Annotated in this window: 15 protein-coding genes and 2 tRNA genes; 11 read left to right on the top strand and 6 right to left on the bottom strand. The window is 71.5% G+C overall.

Annotated elements, in window-relative coordinates:
• Positions 1 to 15 precede the first annotated feature (15 nt).
• Both OG435_RS16705 and OG435_RS16700 read right to left on the bottom strand, forming a co-directional pair.
• Positions 16 to 672, bottom strand: a complete 657-nt coding sequence (locus OG435_RS16705; RefSeq protein ID WP_266877634.1) for a superoxide dismutase — start codon at positions 670 to 672, stop codon at positions 16 to 18.
• Between the two features lie 184 nt (positions 673 to 856).
• Complete coding sequence (locus OG435_RS16700) at positions 857 to 2,278, bottom strand: amino acid permease (RefSeq protein ID WP_266877633.1); 1,422 nt, start codon at positions 2,276 to 2,278, stop codon at positions 857 to 859.
• A gap of 166 nt (positions 2,279 to 2,444) precedes the next feature.
• Here OG435_RS16700 and OG435_RS16695 point away from each other — a divergent pair, with 166 nt between their 5' ends.
• Positions 2,445 to 3,227: an SDR family NAD(P)-dependent oxidoreductase gene (locus tag OG435_RS16695; RefSeq protein ID WP_266877632.1), complete on the top strand. Its 783-nt coding sequence runs from the start codon at positions 2,445 to 2,447 to the stop codon at positions 3,225 to 3,227.
• Between the two features lie 73 nt (positions 3,228 to 3,300).
• On the opposite strand, the gene OG435_RS16690 is transcribed toward OG435_RS16695, so the two are convergent.
• Positions 3,301 to 4,701: an amino acid permease gene (locus OG435_RS16690; RefSeq protein WP_266877631.1), complete on the bottom strand. Its 1,401-nt coding sequence runs from the start codon at positions 4,699 to 4,701 to the stop codon at positions 3,301 to 3,303.
• A 284-nt stretch (positions 4,702 to 4,985) separates the two neighbouring features.
• Here OG435_RS16690 and OG435_RS16685 point away from each other — a divergent pair, with 284 nt between their 5' ends.
• Positions 4,986 to 5,567, top strand: coding sequence for a biotin transporter BioY (locus tag OG435_RS16685; protein ID WP_266877630.1), 582 nt, complete (start codon positions 4,986 to 4,988; stop codon positions 5,565 to 5,567).
• Positions 5,568 to 5,655: 88 nt separating this feature from the next.
• Here OG435_RS16685 and OG435_RS16680 read toward each other — a convergent pair whose 3' ends face one another.
• The gene (locus tag OG435_RS16680) at positions 5,656 to 7,095 is read right to left on the bottom strand and encodes an amino acid permease (RefSeq protein WP_266877629.1); all 1,440 of its coding nucleotides are present in this window, start codon (positions 7,093 to 7,095) and stop codon (positions 5,656 to 5,658) included.
• A 220-nt stretch (positions 7,096 to 7,315) separates the two neighbouring features.
• Between OG435_RS16680 and OG435_RS16675 the strand changes: the two genes are divergently transcribed.
• Both OG435_RS16675 and OG435_RS16670 read left to right on the top strand, forming a co-directional pair.
• Complete coding sequence (locus OG435_RS16675; RefSeq protein WP_266877628.1) at positions 7,316 to 7,801, top strand: ribose-5-phosphate isomerase; 486 nt, start codon at positions 7,316 to 7,318, stop codon at positions 7,799 to 7,801.
• An 80-nt stretch (positions 7,802 to 7,881) separates the two neighbouring features.
• Positions 7,882 to 8,688, top strand: coding sequence for an Fpg/Nei family DNA glycosylase (locus tag OG435_RS16670; protein ID WP_266877627.1), 807 nt, complete (start codon positions 7,882 to 7,884; stop codon positions 8,686 to 8,688).
• Between the two features lie 17 nt (positions 8,689 to 8,705).
• Here OG435_RS16670 and OG435_RS16665 read toward each other — a convergent pair whose 3' ends face one another.
• Positions 8,706 to 9,941 (bottom strand): GNAT family N-acetyltransferase, encoded by a 1,236-nt coding sequence (locus tag OG435_RS16665; RefSeq protein ID WP_266877626.1) that lies wholly within the window; start codon positions 9,939 to 9,941, stop codon positions 8,706 to 8,708.
• Between the two features lie 116 nt (positions 9,942 to 10,057).
• Here OG435_RS16665 and OG435_RS16660 point away from each other — a divergent pair, with 116 nt between their 5' ends.
• The 5 genes from OG435_RS16660 (at position 10,058) to OG435_RS16635 (ending at position 15,362) form a co-directional block, all read left to right on the top strand.
• Positions 10,058 to 11,203, top strand: coding sequence for a PP2C family protein-serine/threonine phosphatase (locus tag OG435_RS16660; protein ID WP_266877625.1), 1,146 nt, complete (start codon positions 10,058 to 10,060; stop codon positions 11,201 to 11,203).
• Between the two features lie 938 nt (positions 11,204 to 12,141).
• Complete coding sequence (locus OG435_RS16650) at positions 12,142 to 12,999, top strand: ABC transporter ATP-binding protein (protein ID WP_266881793.1); 858 nt, start codon at positions 12,142 to 12,144, stop codon at positions 12,997 to 12,999.
• Between the two features lie 185 nt (positions 13,000 to 13,184).
• Positions 13,185 to 14,585 (top strand): pyridoxal phosphate-dependent decarboxylase family protein, encoded by a 1,401-nt coding sequence (locus OG435_RS16645; protein WP_266881791.1) that lies wholly within the window; start codon positions 13,185 to 13,187, stop codon positions 14,583 to 14,585.
• Positions 14,582 to 15,037 carry an HD domain-containing protein gene (locus OG435_RS16640; protein ID WP_266877624.1) on the top strand — a complete coding sequence of 152 codons (456 nt, stop codon included), beginning with the start codon at positions 14,582 to 14,584 and terminating at the stop codon, positions 15,035 to 15,037. The genes OG435_RS16645 and OG435_RS16640 overlap by 4 nt, the downstream gene beginning before the upstream one ends.
• A 130-nt stretch (positions 15,038 to 15,167) precedes the next feature.
• The gene (locus tag OG435_RS16635) at positions 15,168 to 15,362 is read left to right on the top strand and encodes a hypothetical protein (RefSeq protein WP_250739483.1); all 195 of its coding nucleotides are present in this window, start codon (positions 15,168 to 15,170) and stop codon (positions 15,360 to 15,362) included.
• A gap of 333 nt (positions 15,363 to 15,695) precedes the next feature.
• Here the strand turns inward: OG435_RS16635 and OG435_RS16630 are convergent.
• Positions 15,696 to 15,766, bottom strand: a tRNA-Gly gene (locus OG435_RS16630).
• Between the two features lie 201 nt (positions 15,767 to 15,967).
• On the opposite strand from OG435_RS16630, the gene OG435_RS16625 reads away from it, so the two are divergent.
• Positions 15,968 to 16,044: transfer RNA gene (locus tag OG435_RS16625), tRNA-Pro, on the top strand.
• 187 nt (positions 16,045 to 16,231) lie between these two features.
• Complete coding sequence (tig, locus tag OG435_RS16620) at positions 16,232 to 17,644, top strand: trigger factor (RefSeq protein WP_266877623.1); 1,413 nt, start codon at positions 16,232 to 16,234, stop codon at positions 17,642 to 17,644.
• Positions 17,645 to 17,851: the final 207 nt, after the last annotated feature.

Here is a 17,851-nt window from a genome sequence, read left to right as displayed (position 1 = left end):
GCTGGGTGGCGCCGATCAGCCCTTGACGGGGATCAGCAGCGGGGTGTTCGCCTTGGCGTCGGCGTAGCGCTTGGCCACGTCCTGCCAGTTGACGACGTTCCACATCGCCTCGATGAAGTCCACCTTCTGGTTCTTGTACTGAAGGTAGAAGGCGTGCTCCCAGGCGTCGAACACGAGGACCGGGGTGCTGGCCACGCCGACGTTGCCCTGGTGGTCGTAGATCTGCTCGACGATCAGGCGGCCGCTGACGGGCTCGTACGCGAGCACGCCCCAGCCGGAGCCCTGGGTCGCGGAGGACGCGAAGGTCAGCTGCTTCTTGAACTTCGCGAAGGAGCCGAAGGACTCGGTGATCGCGTCGGCCAGCTCGCCCAGACCCTCGGCCGCGGTGGGCTCGCCGCCGCCCTCGCCGGTCTTCGGGCTGGCCATGTTGTGCCAGTAGATGCTGTGCAGGATGTGGCCGGAGAGGTGGAACGCGAGGTTCTTCTCCAGGCCGTTCAGCGCGCCCCAGTTCTCCTTGTCGCGCGCCTCCGCCAGCTGCTCCAGCGTGTTGTTGGCGCCCGTGACGTAGGCGGCGTGGTGCTTGTCGTGGTGCAGTTCGATGATCTGCGGGTTGATCACCGGCTCGAGAGCCGCGTAGTCGTAAGGAAGCTCAGGAAGCGTGTAAATGGCCATGCGTGTATCCGGTCCCCTCGGCGTGCCAACCGCTTATTGCAATCAATGCGCAACTGCACGCTAGCAGTATCTATTCCATGATTCTCATAAGGGTCACCTCACTTGTCGGGACCTCCGGAACGCCGGAAGCCGGGCCCATGCGATCGCATGAGCCCGGCTTCCGGAGCCGCCGTCCGGCGGGGTGCTACGCGGCTTCGCGCGCCGCCGCCCTGCGCTGGATGAGGTAGCCGGTGGCGGCCAGGGCCACGGTCAGGCCGCCGGTGAAGACGAGCTGGATGCGGGTGGCGTCGCCCCTGGCCATCAGGACCAGGACCCCGAGGAGTCCGGCCAGCGCGACCCAGGTCAGATAGGGGAAGCCCCACATCTTCACGACCAGCTTCTCGGGGGCCTCGCGCTCGGTGCGGCGCCGCAGCACGAACTGCGAGACGGCGATGAAGCCCCAGACGACGAGGATGACGCCGCCGACCATGTTCAGCAGCCAGGCGAACAGGGTGTCCGGGTACCAGTACGACAGCAGCACGGTGACGAAGCCGAAGCCGGAGGAGGCGAGCACCGCCCGGCGCGGCACCCGGCCGGAGAGCTTGCCCAGCGCCTTGGGGCCCTGGCCGCGGGAGACCAGGGAGTAGGCCATGCGGGAGGAGCCGTAGATGTTCGCGTTCATCGCGGACAGCAGGGCGATCAGGATGACCACGTTCATGACCTGGCCGGCGTGCGGGATGCCCAGGTGGTCCAGGGTGGCCGCGTACGGGCCGTCGGTGGTGACCGTCGGGTCGTTCCACGGCAGCAGGGTGACGATGACCAGCATCGAGCCGACGTAGACGATCGCGATCCGCCACATGGTGGTCTTCACGGCCTTGGCGACGCCGCGGACCGGGTTGTCGGACTCGGCGGCCGCGATGGTCACGGTCTCCAGCCCGCCGTACGCGACCACGGAGGCGAGCAGGCCGACCAGCAGCCCGTCCACGCCGCCCGGCAGGAAGCCGCCGTCGTGGAGCAGGTTGGCGGTGCCGGGGGAGCCGGTACCGGGCAGCACGCCCAGGACGGCCAGCACGCCCAGGCCCAGGAAGAGGCCGATCGCGCCGATCTTCAGGGCGGCGAACCAGAACTCGAACTCACCGAAGTTGGAGACGGCCGCCAGGTTGGAGCCGCAGAACATCGCCATGAAGACCAGCACCCACATCCACGAGGGGGTGCCCGGGAACCAGCCCGTCATGATGTGCGCCGCGCCGATGGCCTCGATGGCCACGCCCACGCACAGCAGGGTCCAGAACATCCAGCCGGCCGTGAAACCGGCCCACGGGCCGATGGCCCGCTCCGCGTGCACCGAGAAGGAGCCGGAGGAGGGGTTCGCGGCGGACATCTCGCCGAGCATCCGCATCACGAACATCACGAGCAGCCCGGAAGCGGCGTACGCGAGCACGATCGAGGGACCGGCGGCCGCGATGCCGGCGCCGGAGCCGACGAAGAGGCCCGCGCCGATGACCCCGCCGAGGGCGATCATCGAAAGGTGCCGCTGCTTGAGTCCGTTGCCGAGGGGCGATCCGGCTTCGGCTCCGGGTCGTATCGGGGCCTGTTCCTCGGGCGGGGTCAGGGTGCTCTGGCTCATGGGGGAGATGCCTGTCCGGTGTGCGGTGGGACGGGAGGGAGTGCCCCAGTCTCTCCCGTGTCCGATCCTCGGACCTTAAGTGTCCGCTATCCGGACAGGCGGGTGACCAGGTGTGATCGTCCCCGTACGCTGGCGCATCGGACCGGAGCGCACGACGGAGGGCCGAATGGACCACGGCACAAGGGAATTGGCCGCGACGGGCCGGGGCGTGCTCGTCACCGGAGCCTCGCGGGGCATCGGACGGGCGATCGCCACGGCGTTCGCCGAGCAGGGCGACCGGGTCGCGGTGCACTGCACGGTCCGCGGGCCCGACGCCGGGCGGACCCTCGCGGAGCTGCCGGGCGAGGGGCACGTCCTCGTCGCCGGCGACCTCGCCGACCCGGCGCGCGTGGAAGCCCTCGCCGCCGAGGCGGAGAAGGCGCTCGGCGGGATCGACGTGCTCGTGAACAACGCCGCCGTGATGGTCGCGCATCCCCTGCCCACCACCTCGTACGCCGACTGGCAGGCCGCCTGGCAGCACACGGCCGCGGTCAACCTGTTCGGCGCCGCCAACCTGGCCTACTGCGCGGCCCGCCACATGATCGACGGCGGCCGCGAGGGACGCATCGTCAACATCGGCTCGCGCGGCGCCTTCCGGGGCGAGCCCGACCACCCCGCCTACGGCGCCACCAAGGCCGCGCTGCACGCGCTGGGCCAGTCCCTCGCCGTCTCCCTCGCCCCGCACGGCATCGCGGTGGCCTCCGTCGCACCCGGTTTCGTCGCCACCGAGCGGGTCGCCGGCCGACTGGAGGGGGAGGAGGGCGAGCGGATCCGGGCGCAGAGCCCCTTCGGCCGGGTGGGAGCCCCGCAGGAGATCGCCGCCGCCGTACTCCACCTGGCCTCGCCCGCGGCGCGCTGGAGCTCGGGCGCCGTCCTCGACGTCAACGGGGCCTCGTACTTGCGCACCTGATGCGCCGCGCACCTGACGCGCGAAGGCCCCCGCGCGATGTGCGCGGGGGCCTTCGCGGGGGACCGGCCAGGGGTCAGGCCTTCGCGGCCCGGAGCTCCCGGATCCACGCCACGATCAGCACCGCGGCCGCGGCCCCCGTGGACCACAGCAGCTGGGGCCGCGCCGAATCGTCGAACAGCATCAGGACCAGCACCGTGGCCATCCCGATCAGCGCCGCCCACGTCGCGTACGGGAACAGCCACATCGGCAGCGTCAGCCGCTCCGGCATGTCCCGCTCGATCCTCCTGCGCAGCTTGAGCTGCGAGACCGCGATCAGCGCCCACACGAAGAGCAGGACGGCGCCCACCGCGTTGAGCATGTAGAGGAAGATCGTGTCCGGCCACAGCAGGTTCAGCACCACCGAGACGAACCCGAAGGCCACCGAGGCGAAGACCGCCCGGCGCGGCACCCCGCCGCCCGACACCTTCAGCAGGGACTTCGGCGCCTCGCCCCGCTCCGCCAGCGAGAACACCATGCGCGAGGACCCGTACAGGTTGGCGTTGAGCGCCGACAGCAGGGCCACGAAGATCACGACGTCCATGATCTGGCCCGCGTGCGCGATGCCGATCGAGTCGAGGACGGCCACGTACGGGCTCTGGCCCGGCGTCAGCGAGTTCCACGGCAGCAGGGTCACGATGACCAGCATCGAGCCGACGTAGAAGAAGAGGATGCGCCACACGGCGCTGCGCACCGCGCGGGACACGGACCGGGCCGGGTCGTCGGACTCGGCGGCCGCGATGGTGACGACCTCCAGGCCGCCGAAGGCGAAGACCACGGCCAGCATGCCGGCGACCACGCCGCTCGCGCCGTTCGGGAAGAAACCGCCCTGGCCGGTCAGGTTGGCCATCCCGATCGGGTCCGTGTCGGGGAGCAGGCCGAAGACGGCCAGCGTGCCCAGGATCAGGAACAGCACGATGGCGCCGACCTTGAGGGCCGCGAACCAGAACTCGAACTCGCCGAAGTTCCGCACGGCGGCCAGGTTGCTCACGGTGAAGACCACCATGAAGAGGAGCACCCAGACCCACTGGTCCACCGAGGGCAGCCAGCCGTTCGCGATCTTCGCGGCGGCGGTCGCCTCCACGGCCAGCACCACGACCAGCAGGAACCAGTACAGCCAGCCTGCCGTGAAGCCGGCCCAGCGGCCGAGCGCCTTCTCCGCGTAGACGGAGAAGGAGCCGGAGGCGGGCATCGCCGCCGACATCTCGCCGAGGGCCCGCATCACCAGCATCGCGAGGATGCCCGCGAGCAGGTACGAGCAGATGATCGCGGGCCCGGCGATGGTGATGCCGGCGCCGGAGCCGACGAACAGCCCGGCGCCGATCACGCCGCCGAGACCCAGCATGGTCAGGTGGCGCTGTTTGAGGCTGTGGCTCAGGGGCTCCGCTGTGAGGAGCTCGTCCGTGGTGCCGGGAGGGGCGGACGGCAGGTCGCGCATGAGGGGTGCTCGTACTCTCTAAGGCCTGGCGGCGGTGGGGGCTCCGCGACAGTTGGAGGGACCCTACAGTCTCTCCGGAGAGCGCCCATCCGCGCAAAACGGACGTGTCAGCAGTCATCGCCCGTGATGCGGATCACTCCAACTCGGGCGTTGAGCGGGGCCTTTGTGCACTCCCCACCAAACCGGGGAGTACGGCTTTGTCCCGGGCCACCCTGATGGGACCCCGGACCCGGGACTAACGTCGGTGATCGTCCCTGCCGCCCCCACCTCCTGCGGAGTCCCCGATGAGCACTGCTTCCGTCTCCTTCCGGCCCGGCGCCGTCCTCGCCGACCTGCTGCCCGCGAGCCGCGTCCGCGACATCGCGCTCGTGGCCGGCGGAGCCGCGCTCACCGGCCTGGCCGCTCAGATCTCCGTGCACGTCGACGGCCTGGCCGCCCCGATCACCGGGCAGACCTTCGCCGCGCTGCTCGTGGGCACCGCGCTGGGCGCCGGCCGCGGCTTCCTCTCGCTGGCCCTCTACACCCTGGTCGGCATGGCCGGCGTGCCGTGGTTCGCGGGCGGCGCCTCCGGCGCGGGCGGCGCGACCTTCGGGTACGTCCTCGGCATGCTGCTGGCCTCCACCCTCGTCGGCGCCCTCGCGCGGCGCGGCGCCGACCGCTCGGTGCTGCGTACCGCGGGCGCGATGGTGCTGGGCTCGGCGGTCGTCTACGCCGTCGGCGTCCCCTACCTCGCGCTGTCCACCGGGATGTCCTTCGGCGCGGCCGTCGCGGGCGGGCTGACGCCCTTCCTGATCGGCGACGCGCTCAAGGCCGCGCTGGCGATGGGCCTGCTGCCGGCCGCCTGGAAGCTGCTCGGCCGCGCGTGAGCGCTCGTACGCCCTGCGTTTCACACGCTTCACACGGCAGCCCCGGACCGCGCAGTGCGGTCCGGGGCTGCCGTCATGTCCGGAGCGGTTACGCGGAGGCCTTCAGGGCGGCCTTGCGGCGCAGCTGCCGTGCCACGCCGATCGCGATCACCACGGCCGCGACCAGCAGCGACAGCAGGACGGTCTCGCGGTTGTCCTTGTCGTAGACCATGTAGCCGAGGACGAAGGTGATCATCGCGGCGGTGGCCCAGGTCAGGTACGGGAAGAACCACATCTTCACCGTCACCTTCTCCGGGGCCTCGCGCATGAGGATCCCGCGCATCCGCAGCTGGGTCAGGCAGATCACCAGCCACACGAACAGCGCGATCGCACCCGAGGCGTTCAGCAGGAAGCTGAAGACCGTGTCCTTGAAGGCGTAGTTGAAGTAGACGGCGACGAAGCCGAAGACGACCGACCCGAGGATCGCGGCCACCGGCACGCCCCTCTTGTTGACCTTGGCGAAGGCCTTCGGGGCATCGCCGCGCTCACCCAGCGAGAAGGCCATGCGGGAAGCGGTGTACAGGCCGGAGTTCAGGCAGGACAGCACCGCCGTCAGGACGATCACGTTCATGATCTGGCCGGCGTGCGCGATGCCGATCGAGTCCAGGGCGGCGACGTACGAGCCCTTGTCGACGATCGACTTGTCGTTCCACGGCAGCAGGGTCAGCACGATGAAGATCGAGCCCAGGTAGAAGACGCCGATGCGCCAGATCACCGAGTTGGTGGCCTTGGTGACCGCGCGCCGCGGGTCCTCGGACTCGCCTGCGGCCAGGGTGACGATCTCGCTGCCCATGAAGGAGAAGACGACCATCAGCACACCGGTGAGGACCGAGCCCCAGCCGTTCGGCATGAAGCCGCCCGTGTCGGTGAGGTGGGCGAAGCCGGCGCCGGGGTTGTCCGAGCCGGGCAGCACGCCGAAGACGGCCAGCAGGCCGATGATCACGAAGCCGCCGATGGCGACCACCTTGATGCCGGCGAACCAGAACTCGAACTCGCCGTACGAGGCGACCGAGCCGAGGTTGGTGACCGTCAGCACGGCCATCACGATCAGCGCCCAGGCCCACTGCGGGACGGCCGGGACCCAGCCTTCGAGGATGACGGCGCCGGCGGTGGCCTCCACGGCCAGGACGACGACCCAGAAGAACCAGTACAGCCAGCCGATGGAGAAACCGGCCCAGCGGCCCAGGGCCCGGTCGGCGTACGCCGAGAAGGAGCCGGAGTTCGGGCTGGCGGCGGCCATCTCGCCCAGCATCCGCATCACGAAGACGACCATGGCGCCGACCAGCGCGTAGGAGATCAGGATGGCGGGGCCGGTCTTGGCGATACCGCCGCCGGAGCCGACGAAGAGTCCGGCGCCGATGACACCACCGATGGCGATCATGGACAGGTGGCGGTTCTTGAGACCGGCCTTCAGGCCGTCGGAGGGCTGGCCTTCACCGGGATCGCCGGTGGGGGAGCCTTCCTTCTGAAGGGTCGTCGTGGAGCTCATGAACGGATCCTTAGGTTCTCGGGTGGCGAGCCCCGGCATTCAAACCCGAGATGAACGCAGGGCGGAAGACCCCAATCCGGATCGTTGCGCCGGGACGAACGTCCAGGACCTAGGTCCCGTGGTGTCCCATCTGCGTTCTTTGGGTTTACTTGAGCTTTAGAAGTGACTTACGCGACACCCCGCGGCGGGTCCTCGGCCCGGCTCGTGCCACACTCGGACCATGCGCGTGTACCTCGGATCCGACCATGCCGGCTTTGAGCTCAAGAACCACCTGGTGGACTGGCTCAAGAACAACGGCCACGAGCCCGTCGACTGCGGGCCCCACATCTACGACGCGGTGGACGACTACCCGCCGTTCTGCCTCCGCGCCGCGGAGAAGACCGCCGCGGACGTCGGCTCCCTCGGCATCGTGATCGGCGGCTCCGGCAACGGCGAGCAGATCGCCGCGAACAAGGTCAAGGGCATCCGCGCCATCCTCGCGTGGAGCGTCCAGACCGCCGAGCTCGGCCGCGAGCACAACAACGCCAACGTCATCTCCGTCGGCGGCCGCATGCACACCCAGGACGAGGTCGTCAGCTTCATCGACGCGTTCCTGAAGACGCCGTACTCCGACGAGGAGCGCCACACCCGGCGGATCGACATGCTCTCCGCCTACGAGGCCACCGGCGAGCTCCCCCCGATCCCGGCGCACCACCCGCAGGGCTGATCCCGCTTCCGGCCGCGCCGCCCTCCGGGGCGGCGCGGCCGGTTTTTCTTTTCCTGCCCGCTTCTCCGAGGAGTACCGCCGTGCCCGAGGGGCATACGATCCACCGCCTCGCCCAGGACCACACCGAGCGCTTCGCAGGCCGGCCGGTCCGGGTGAGCAGCCCGCAGGGCCGGTTCGCCGAGAGCGCGGCCCTGCTCGACGGCCGCGAGATGGAATCCGCCGAGGCGCACGGCAAGCACCTGTTCCTCGAGCTCGGCGACGCGTGGATCCACATCCACCTCGGCCTCTTCGGCAAGCTCGGCTTCGGCCCCGCCCCGGCCCCGCCCGCCGCGGAGACCGTCCGGCTCCGGCTGCTGAACGAGGACCACTACGCCGACCTGCGCGGCCCCACCGCGTGCGCGCTCATCGGCGAGGGCGAGAAGAAGGCGATACACGACCGGCTCGGCCCGGACCCGCTGCGGCCCACTGACGACCCCGACCGCGCCTGGCACCGGATCTCCCGCTCCCGCACCACCGTGGCCGCCCTGCTCATGGACCAGAAGGTCGTCTCGGGCGTCGGCAACGTCTACCGCGCCGAGGTGCTCTTCCGGCACGGCATCGACCCCTACCGCGCGGGCAAGGACCTGACCCGCCGCGAATGGGACGCGATCTGGGCGGACCTCGTCCTGCTCATGCGCGAGGGCGTGCGCAACAACCGCATCGACACCGTGCGCGACGAGCACCTGCCCGAGGCCATGGGCCGCCCGCCGAGGGTGGACGACCACGGCGGCGAGGTGTACGTGTACCGCAGGGCCAACATGCCCTGCCACATCTGCGGGGGCGAGATCCGCACCGCCGGTCTCGCCGCCCGCAACCTCTTCTGGTGCCCGGGGTGCCAGAGCCGCTAGGCCGGCCGGCGCCCCGGCTAGAAGCCGTGCGGCAGCCAGGGGGCCACGTCGCCCGCGAAGGCGCGCGAGGCGGAGGCCAGGGCTCCCGCGCGCAGCTCGCGCACCAGGCCCGCCCCGGCCAGCGAGTGCAGGGTGACCCCGCCCAGATAGGCCGCGCCCAGCTCCCGTACCGACAGCTCCAAGTCGGCCGGGTCCTCCGTCCGGGTACAGACCGCGGCCCCGTCCGCGCCGGCGGCCAGCCGCCAGCGACCCGCGTTCCACGGACAGAACGCGTCCTCCACCTCCAGCACCACGTCCAGCGGAGCCCCGTAGGCCCGCGCGGTCAGCGCCGCCGGCAGGTCCACGAGCCGTAGGTGCAGGGAGTCGCGCAGTCGCACCTGCGTCCGCCGGACATCGGTGACCAGGTGCAGCAGCGCATCGTCCGACGGCCGCTTGACGGCCCGTACGGTCCAGGTCAGGTCGATGGAGCACACGTAACGCCACAGCGCCGCGTAGGCCGCCGGATCGAGCGCGTCGAGGTCCGCCACGTCCACCCGGCCGTCCGAACCGGTCAGGTCCCACTCGGGCTTGACCCGGTAGCGGGCGTACCCGACCACCTCGCCGTCCGCCCGTTCCGCGACCACGCACTTCAGCGGTGACCCGCCGTTCCTCATCGCCTCCGGGTCGAGCAGCGCCTGCAACTCCCAGCCCGGCTGCCGGGCCGGCATCCCGGGACGGCCCGCGACCAGCGCCGCGTAGACTCGCTCGCAGTCGGCCAGGGCCTTGCGCGGATCGACCAGCCGCAGCCGTACGCCGTCGGTGCCCGGCGGCACGGAGAGCCGTACGCGGGTCTTGTCGATCTCCACGGACATCGAGTACGCGGCGGTGCCGTAGCCGAAGCGCCCGTAGATGGCCGGATCCGACGCCGTCAGCACGGCGATCGGTTCGCCACCCGCCCGGACGTCGTCCAATTGGCGCCGCATCAGGGAGGTGAGCACGCCCTGCCTGCGGTGGGTGGGGGAGACGCCCACCATCGTGACCCCGGCGGCCGGGACGAGCGACCCGCCCGGCACGGAGAGCCGGAAGGAGAAGGCCCCCGCCGTGGCGACACAGGTCCCGCCGTCCCAGACGCCGAGGGAACGCTCGGTCTCCGTCAGCGACCGGTAGAGCTCCCGCTCCTCGGGGGATTCGGGCACCCCACCGAACGCCAGTTCCAGCTGGTCGTACCAGACATCCCACTCATCCGGCTGCAATACGCGCGTCTCAAGAGGCATACGGCCATCCCTATCAGGGCAATCCGTCCCGGTCGATCTCTTTTCGGTCGCCGATGGACCCATCTCAGGGGGTACCCCTGCGCGCGCACAGCCAGGATGGATAGGGTCCCGAAGCAATGGCCGGAGCACACGTGGAGTCCCTCCTGGCCCGGTCCCGCATGATGTGGCACCGGGCGCGCACGGCGCTGCGCAAATCCGCCGTCGACTACTTCCGCGGCGACGCCTCCGACTGGCTGGCCTTCGGCGGCCTCCTCCTGACCATCCCGGCCATCGCCTGCGGCACGCTGATGCTGCCCGTCTGGTTCTCGCCGGCCGCCCTCGTCCTGCCGATCGTGGCCGGCGGCCTGCTCCTGCGCCCCGCCAGCCTCCTCGCCCTGTACGCGGCCTCCGCGGCGGCGCTCATCGTCGAGGCCCTCGTCCTCGGCCCCTACACCCAGGGCCCGGCGCGGGTCACCCCCGGCACCGTCCTCGTCGTCGCGGCCTGCGGGTTCTTCGGCCTGGTCATCGCCCAGTTCCGCAGCCGCGTGGGCGTGCCCTGGCGGCGCGGCGGCACCATGCTCTTCGACCTGCGCGAACGCATCCGGGTCCAGAGCAAACTGCCCTCCCTGCCGCGCGGCTGGCACCGGGAGATGGCCCTGCGCCCGGCGGGCGGCCAGTCCTTCTCCGGTGACTTCGTCGTCGCCGCCCGCACCAACGGCGGCCGCACCCTGGAGATCGTCCTCACCGACGTCTCGGGCAAGGGCATGGAAGCGGGCTCCCGCGCCCTCCTCCTCTCCGGCGCCTTCGGCGGCCTCCTGGGCGCCCTCCCGCCCCAGGACTTCCTCCCGGCCGCCAACGGCTACCTGCTCCGCCAGGACTGGGACGAGGGCTTCGCCACCTCCATCCACCTCGTCCTGGACCTAGAGACCGGCGACTACGAACTCCTCTCCGCCGGCCACCTGCCCGCCCTCCAGCTCTCCGCGGGCACCGGCCGCTGGCAGGAGAAGACCGGCGAGGGCCCGCTCCTCGGCGTCTACGACGGTGCCGACTTCATCCCCGCCCGCGGCAACCTCCGCCCCGGCGACGTCCTGATGCTCTTCACCGACGGCCTGGTCGAAACGGCCGACCGCGACATCAGCGAGGGCATCGACCGCCTCACGGGCGAGGCCGACCGCTACGTCGGCGCGGGCTGGGAGGGCGCGACCTGGCACCTGATCGAAAAGGTCGCCAAGGACGTCAACGACGACAGAGCCCTCCTCCTGATCCGCCGAGCCCCCCACTAGCCGCACGCCTTCTTGACGCGCCGCTCGCACCGCTGCGCGGGCTTCGCCTCGCTGCGCCGGGCACCTTCTTGACGCGCCGCTCGCACCGCTGCGCGGGCTTCGTGGCGCTGCGCCGGACTCCGTCCGGCGGTGGCGGGTCGGTCGGCGCTGCGGCCACTGCCGTCCCGGCGCGGGGCGGGTGGGCGGGTGCGGCTGGGTCGGCCCTGCGGGGCGAGGTCCCGTACCCACCCTTCGCCCGTTCCCCGGGCTCCGCCCGGACCCCTGCCGGGTGCGGCGCCGTTCCCGGGGGCGGAGCCCCAGGGGGTTCGGGTGCAGCCCGGGGCCCCGCTTTTCAGCCCGTCCGGCGTTTGAGGACCGGGGTCCGGGCAGAGCTCGGGGAACGATGGAAGGGCGGGTAGGGGACTCCGCCCCGCGCAGCGGCACACCCGCAGCCGTGGCCGGGCCGCGCATCGCCGGGCCTCCGGTTCGGACCCGCCCGATCCCCCGGGCCGATGGTCGGGTTACCCCCACCACGGGTCCACCCGCTCCCGTCATGGTCACGACCACCCCACCCTCCGTAGCGTCGGAGACACGATCACCACCAGGTGCTCGACCGGCACGGAAGGCGGCACACCATGGAGCTCCGGCGCAGCAAGCGACAGGCCGAGCAGCACGCCCAGCAGGCCGGCCAGCCGGGCCACACAGGCCAGCAAGACCACGCGGGCTACCTGGGCCACCCCGGCAACCCGAGCCACCTGGGCCAGCCGGGCTCCCTGGGCCCCGGCCACCCGGGCCACCTGGGCCACCTGGGCCACCCGGGCCACCCCGGCAACCCGGGCCACCCCGGCAACCCGGGCCAGCCGGGCCACCTGGGCCACCCCGGCAACCCGGGTCAGCCGGGCCACCTGGGCCACCCCGGCCACCTGGGCCAGCCGGGCCACCCCGGCAACCCGGGCCACCTGGGCAACCCGGGCCACCCCGGGTCGGCGGCCCACGCCACCCCCACCCCCGCCGTCGAGCTCCGCTCGGTCCGCCGTCAGTACGGCCGCGGCAACACCGCGGTCCACGCCCTGCGCGGCATCGACCTCGCCCTCCCCCACGGCAGCTTCACCGCGGTGATGGGCCCCTCCGGCTCCGGGAAGTCCACGTTCCTCCGGTGCGCCGCCGGCCTGGACCTCCCCACCGAGGGCTCCGTCCGCCTGGGCGGCACCGAGATCACCGGCATGGACGAGAACCAGCTCACCGAACTCCGCCGCAGCCGCCTCGGCTTCGTCTTCCAGGCCTTCAACCTCCTCCCCTCCCTCACCGTCGAGCAGAACGTCCTGCTCCCCATGCGCCTGGCCGGCGGCCACAGCCACAGCCACGGCCGCACCGCCTCCCAGGCCCACCCCCACCCCCGGGCCCGCGCCGCCGACCTGCTCGCCCGGGTCGGCCTGGAGGGCAAGGGCCGCCGCCGCCCCGCCGAACTCTCCGGCGGCCAGCAGCAGCGCGTGGCCATCGCCCGAGCCCTGGTCACCCGCCCCGACGTGGTCTTCGCCGACGAGCCCACCGGCGCCCTCGACACCGCCACCGCCACCGAGGTCCTCGGCCTGCTCCGCGACGCCGTGGACACCCTCGGTGCCACCGTCGTCATGGTCACGCACGACCCGGCCGCCGCCGCCCACGCCGACCAGGTGCTCTTCCTCGCCGACGGCCTCATCGCCGACCGGCTCCCGCGCAGCCCGGCCGCCACGATCGCCGCCCGCATGACGGCGCTGACTGCGCTGACGGCGCCCGCCGCCCACTCCGCTCCCCGGTACGCGGGCGCAGCCGCCTGATGTCGCCCCCGGCACCGGTGCGGCGAGGAGTCCGGGGCGGAGCGAGACCCGAAGGTCCGCTCCCGACCCGCGAGCCGTCACCACGTCCCCGGTCGGCCCCGAGCAGCGGCACCCCGGCGGCGACACCGGCCACTCGCCCCCGATTGGCCGGTCCGCCGGCCCCCGGCGGCCCCTACCGTTCCCCCATGGACCGCACCCTCGCCGCCGACCTGGCCCGCCTCCCCGAGCTCCTCGACGCCACCCGCGAAGCCGCCGCCGCGACGCTCGCGGCGCTGGACGCGCGTCCCGTCGTACCGCCGCCCGTACGACGGGATCCGGCGGAGCCGGCCCCGCCGCTGCCCGAGCACGGCTCCGGCACCGAAGCCGCCCTCGCGGCCTTCGCGGAGCGCTGGGCCCCCCGGCTGTCGGCCTCCGCCGGTCCCCGCTACCTCGGCTTCGTCACCGGTGGCGCCACCCCCGCCGCCCTCGCGGGCGACTGGCTCACCTCGACCCACGACCAGAACTCCAACTCCGCCCTGGACGGCGCGGGCCAGGACCTCGAACGCGAGACCGTCACCTGGCTCCGCGACCTGTTCCACCTCTCCGCCGCCCACACCGGCACCTTCGTCAGCGGCGCGACCATGTCCAACACCACCGGCCTGGCCATCGCCCGCGAATGGCTCGGCGAACGCCTCGGCGTCTCCCCGGCCGAGTACGGCGCGGCCGCGCTCGGCCCGGTCCGCGTCCTGTCCGGCGCCCCGCACTCCTCCATCGCCAAGGCCCTCTCCCTCCTCGGACTCGGCCGCGCCGCGCTGGTCCCCGTACCGACCCTGCCCGGTCGCGAGGCCGTCGATCCGGCCGCCCTGGACCGCGCCCTCGCGGACGCTCCCGGCCGGCCCGCCGTGGTCGTCGCCAACGCCGGCACCGTCAACACCGTGGACTTCGACGACCTCCGTGCCATCGCCGCCCTCCGCGAACGGCACGACTTCTGGCTGCACACGGACGCCGCCTTCGGCGCGTTCGCCGCGCTCTCCCCGGAGCACGCCCACCTCACGGACGGCCTCGACGCCTCCGACTCCGTCTGCGTCGACCTGCACAAATGGCTCAACGTCCCCTACGACAGCGCCGTCCAGTTCACCCGCCGCCGCGACCTCCAGGCCCGCGTCTTCCAGAACGCCGCCGCCTACCTCGGCCCCCTCGGCGAGAACCCGGACCTCGTCCACCTCACCCCGGAGAACTCCCACCGGCTGCGCGCCCTCGCCGCCTGGTTCACCCTGCGCGCCTACGGCCGCGAGGGCCACCGCGAGATCGTGGAACGGGACATCGCCTGCGCCCGCTCCCTCGGCGAATCCCTCACGCGGGACCCGCGCTTCACGGTGCTGGCCCCCGTCCGCCTGAACGTCGTCTGCTTCACCCTCGCCCATGCGCCCACCCCGGCCCGCCTCACGGCCCTGCGCGAAGCGGCCGGACCCGAGGTGTTCGTCACCCCCACGACGTACGCGGGAACCCCCGCCCTGCGCGCCGCGTTCTCCAACTGGCGCACCACGCAAGCGGACGTACGCCGGATCGCGCAGGCCCTCCACACCGCAGCGAAGGAGCTCGGATGACCGACAGCCCCCTCACCCTCCTCGAGGTGGAAGCCCTCGCCCGCGCCGCGCACGAGGGCCAGACCGACAAGGCCGGCCGCCCCTACGCCGAACACCTCGCCGCCGTCGCCGAGGGCGTACGCGCCCGCGGCGGCACGGCCGAACAGCAGGCGGCGGCCTGGCTCCACGACGCGATCGAGGACGAGGCCCTCACCCCGGACTGGCTGGAATCGGCCGGACTCCCGCAGTCCGTCAAGGACATGGTCCTGGCCGTCACCAAACGCCCCGGCGAACCGGTCGAGTCGTACACGGCCCGCATCCTCGCCACCCCCGGCGCCCTCCTGGTCAAGGAAGCCGACCTGGCCCACAACGCGGACCCCGCCAGGCTCGCGGTCCTCGACGCCCCCACCCGCGACAGGCTGTCCGGGAAGTATGCCTATGTCCGCTCGCTCCTCGGCATCACCGCCTCCTGACGCAAAAGCGTCACTGTCTCTTCGTCACGAGACGGATAGCCGGGGCGCGTTGGTGGGAGGATGGACCATGTGGGGGTGCGCACGGCCGCATCCCGGGCCGACCAGGGGACGACCGAAGGTGTGATCAGAAGTGGCCATTTCGCTGTCAGTGGTAGTCCTGTTGGCGATCATCCTGGTGGTGCTCGTCCGCGGAGGCCACCTCAAGGCCGGCCCCGCGATCGTCGCGGTCCTCTTCGGCTTCTTCCTCGCGTCCAGCTCCATCGCCCCGGACGTCAACCGCTTCCTGAACTCCCTCGCGGACACCATCGCGGGCATCAAGCTCTGACGGATCCGTCCCCGGGGCCGTCGAGGCCCGCGGCCGTCTGTAGTCCAGCACGCGGGGCCCGGCGCCCCCTGGGCGTCCAGGAGGATGGTTCCGAGGGCCTCGGCTTCCTCGGAATGCACGCACGAGTACAGGTGTCCGAGCCAGAACAGCGGCTCCTCCAGGAACCCCACCTCGTGCGTGAGGGGGCCGCCGTCGTACCCCGGTATCCGGTCAGGGTGCAGGCCTGCGCTGTTCGTCACGGACGGCATCATGCCGTCCGGGTCCGGATCTCCACGAGCACGACGAAGGGCCAGGTCGAGGAAAAATCCTCTGACCTGGCCCTTTGCGTCTCTGAGCGGGTGACGGGAATCGAACCCGCGTAGCTAGTTTGGAAGACTAGTGCTCTACCATTGAGCTACACCCGCAGCATGCGCGCCCGAGGCCCGGGGACCTCTGCACGAAGAGCATCCTAGCGGGTTCCGGCGGGGGATCGCACACCGCATTTCGCCTCCGCGTGTGGCCGTAGCCGTGGCGGGAGGTGCGGCGCCTCCGAGTCCCGGTGGCGCATTCGCCGAAAGTCCGCACGGCGGAGGGTCTTCGGGCATGTACCCTACGTGTCGCACCGACGGGGTGTGGCGCAGCTTGGTAGCGCGTCCGCTTTGGGAGCGGAAGGTCGTCGGTTCGAATCCGGCCACCCCGACCAGCAGGAGGACCGCGCGATCCCCCTCCGGGACCGCGTCGATGATCGCGTTGTGGGCTGATTGCCGCTTGCGGCTACTATGCAAGCTGCGTGCCCGTGTGTCTGATGTACCGGGCCCGATCCGCTGAGAACCGCTAGACCGCGGCGATGAGCAGAGACCCCCAGCAGTCAGCCACAAGGAGACCGAACCGTGAAGAGCGCCGTGGAGACCCTGAACCCGACTCGGGTTCGGCTCACTGTTGAGGTGCCCTTCGAGGAGCTCAAGGACAGCCTCGACGCGGCCTACAAGAAGATCAACCAGCAGGTCACGGTGAAGGGCTTCCGCAAGGGCAAGATCCCGGCCCGCGTCATCGACCAGCGCTTCGGCCGCGGTGCGGTGCTGGAGGAGGCCGTCAACGACGCCCTCCCGAAGTTCTACACCGAGGCCGTCAACGAGGCCGACCTGAACCCGCTGGGCCAGCCCGACGTCGACATCACGGAGCTGAAGGACGGCGAGCTGCTGGCCTTCACCGCCGAGGTCGACATCCGTCCCGCGATCGAGATCCCGGACTACTCCGGCATCGAGGTCACCGTGGACGCCGTAGAGGTCTCGGACGAGGACGTCGAAAAGTCGGTCGAGCAGCTGCGCGGCCGTTTCGCGACCACCAAGGACGTCGAGCGCGCGGCGGAGGACGGCGACGTCGTCACCATCGACCTCGAGGCCAAGGTCGACGGCGAGGTGCTGGAGGACGGTGTCGCCCAGGACGTCTCCTACACCATCGGCTCGGGTGAGCTTCTCGAAGGCATCGACGAGGCCGTCAAGGGCCTGGAGGCCGGTGGCGAGGCCACCTTCACCTCCCAGCTGAAGGGCGGCTCCGCCGAGGGCAAGGACGCCGAGGTCACCGTCAAGGTCACCAAGGTCCAGGCCCGTGAGCTGCCGGAGCTGGACGACGAGTTCGCCGGCCTGGCCAGCGAGTTCGACACCATCGAGGAGCTGAAGGCCGACAGCCGCAAGCGCCTCGAGAACATGAAGCAGTACGACCAGGCCACGCAGGCCCAGGAGCGCGTCCTGGAGAAGCTGCTGGAGCTCGTCGAGGTCCCGATCCCCGAGAAGCTCCTCGCGGACGAGGTCCAGACGCGCAAGCACAACCTGGAGCACCACCAGCTCGGCCAGATGGGCCTCACCATCGAGAAGTACCTGGAGATCCAGGGCAAGACGGTCGAGGAGTTCGACGCCGAGACCGCCGAGCAGGCCATCAAGGGCATCAAGACCCAGTTCGTCCTCGACGAGCTGGTCAACAAGGAGAAGCTGAACGTGAACCAGGAGGAGCTCACCGAGCACCTCATGCGTCGCGCCGCCTCCTCCGGCATGTCCCCCGACCAGTTCGCCCAGGCGGTCGTCGAGGGTGGCCAGGTTCCGATGCTCGTCGGCGAGGTCGCCCGCGGCAAGGCCCTCGCGGCCGTCGTCGAGGCCGCCAAGGTCACCGACACCAACGGTGAGGTCGTCGACCTCTCCGACGACGAAGACGACGAGAACGCTGAGAACGCGGTCGAGACGGCCGCCGAGACCGTCGAGAACGTCGTCGAGGCCGACGGTGAGATCGCGGCCGACGAGGCCAAGTAAGACCCGGGCTCACCCCCGCTGAGCAGCACCAGAGCACGGCCCGGAGGGCCCGTACGCCATCGCGTCCGGGCCCTTCGGCCTTGCTGTGGGACAGCTGGGGGACACCCTCCCCGGGACCCTCCGTGAGGGGCCTCTGACCTTGCGCTCCGAGCGAACAGTTCGGGAAGCGGGATGGCGTTGTCCTAGCTGCGCGTTAGGGTCCATGAA

The sequence above is a fragment of the Streptomyces sp. NBC_01264 genome (genome assembly GCF_026340675.1).
GTDB lineage: Bacteria > Actinomycetota > Actinomycetes > Streptomycetales > Streptomycetaceae > Streptomyces.
Note: the sequence above shows the minus strand (reverse complement) of the source record. Positions and strands in the feature narration are given on the sequence as shown.

Coding starts and splice junctions, on each gene's coding strand:
- OG435_RS16705 (WP_266877634.1), bottom strand. CDS start 672: ATGGCCATTTACACGCTTCCTGAGCTTCCTTACGACTACGCGGCTCTC.
- OG435_RS16700 (WP_266877633.1), bottom strand. CDS start 2,278: ATGAGCCAGAGCACCCTGACCCCGCCCGAGGAACAGGCCCCGATACGA.
- OG435_RS16695 (WP_266877632.1), top strand. CDS start 2,445: ATGGACCACGGCACAAGGGAATTGGCCGCGACGGGCCGGGGCGTGCTC.
- OG435_RS16690 (WP_266877631.1), bottom strand. CDS start 4,701: ATGCGCGACCTGCCGTCCGCCCCTCCCGGCACCACGGACGAGCTCCTC.
- OG435_RS16685 (WP_266877630.1), top strand. CDS start 4,986: ATGAGCACTGCTTCCGTCTCCTTCCGGCCCGGCGCCGTCCTCGCCGAC.
- OG435_RS16680 (WP_266877629.1), bottom strand. CDS start 7,095: ATGAGCTCCACGACGACCCTTCAGAAGGAAGGCTCCCCCACCGGCGAT.
- OG435_RS16675 (WP_266877628.1), top strand. CDS start 7,316: ATGCGCGTGTACCTCGGATCCGACCATGCCGGCTTTGAGCTCAAGAAC.
- OG435_RS16665 (WP_266877626.1), bottom strand. CDS start 9,941: ATGCCTCTTGAGACGCGCGTATTGCAGCCGGATGAGTGGGATGTCTGG.
- OG435_RS16660 (WP_266877625.1), top strand. CDS start 10,058: ATGGCCGGAGCACACGTGGAGTCCCTCCTGGCCCGGTCCCGCATGATG.
- OG435_RS16645 (WP_266881791.1), top strand. CDS start 13,185: ATGGACCGCACCCTCGCCGCCGACCTGGCCCGCCTCCCCGAGCTCCTC.
- OG435_RS16640 (WP_266877624.1), top strand. CDS start 14,582: ATGACCGACAGCCCCCTCACCCTCCTCGAGGTGGAAGCCCTCGCCCGC.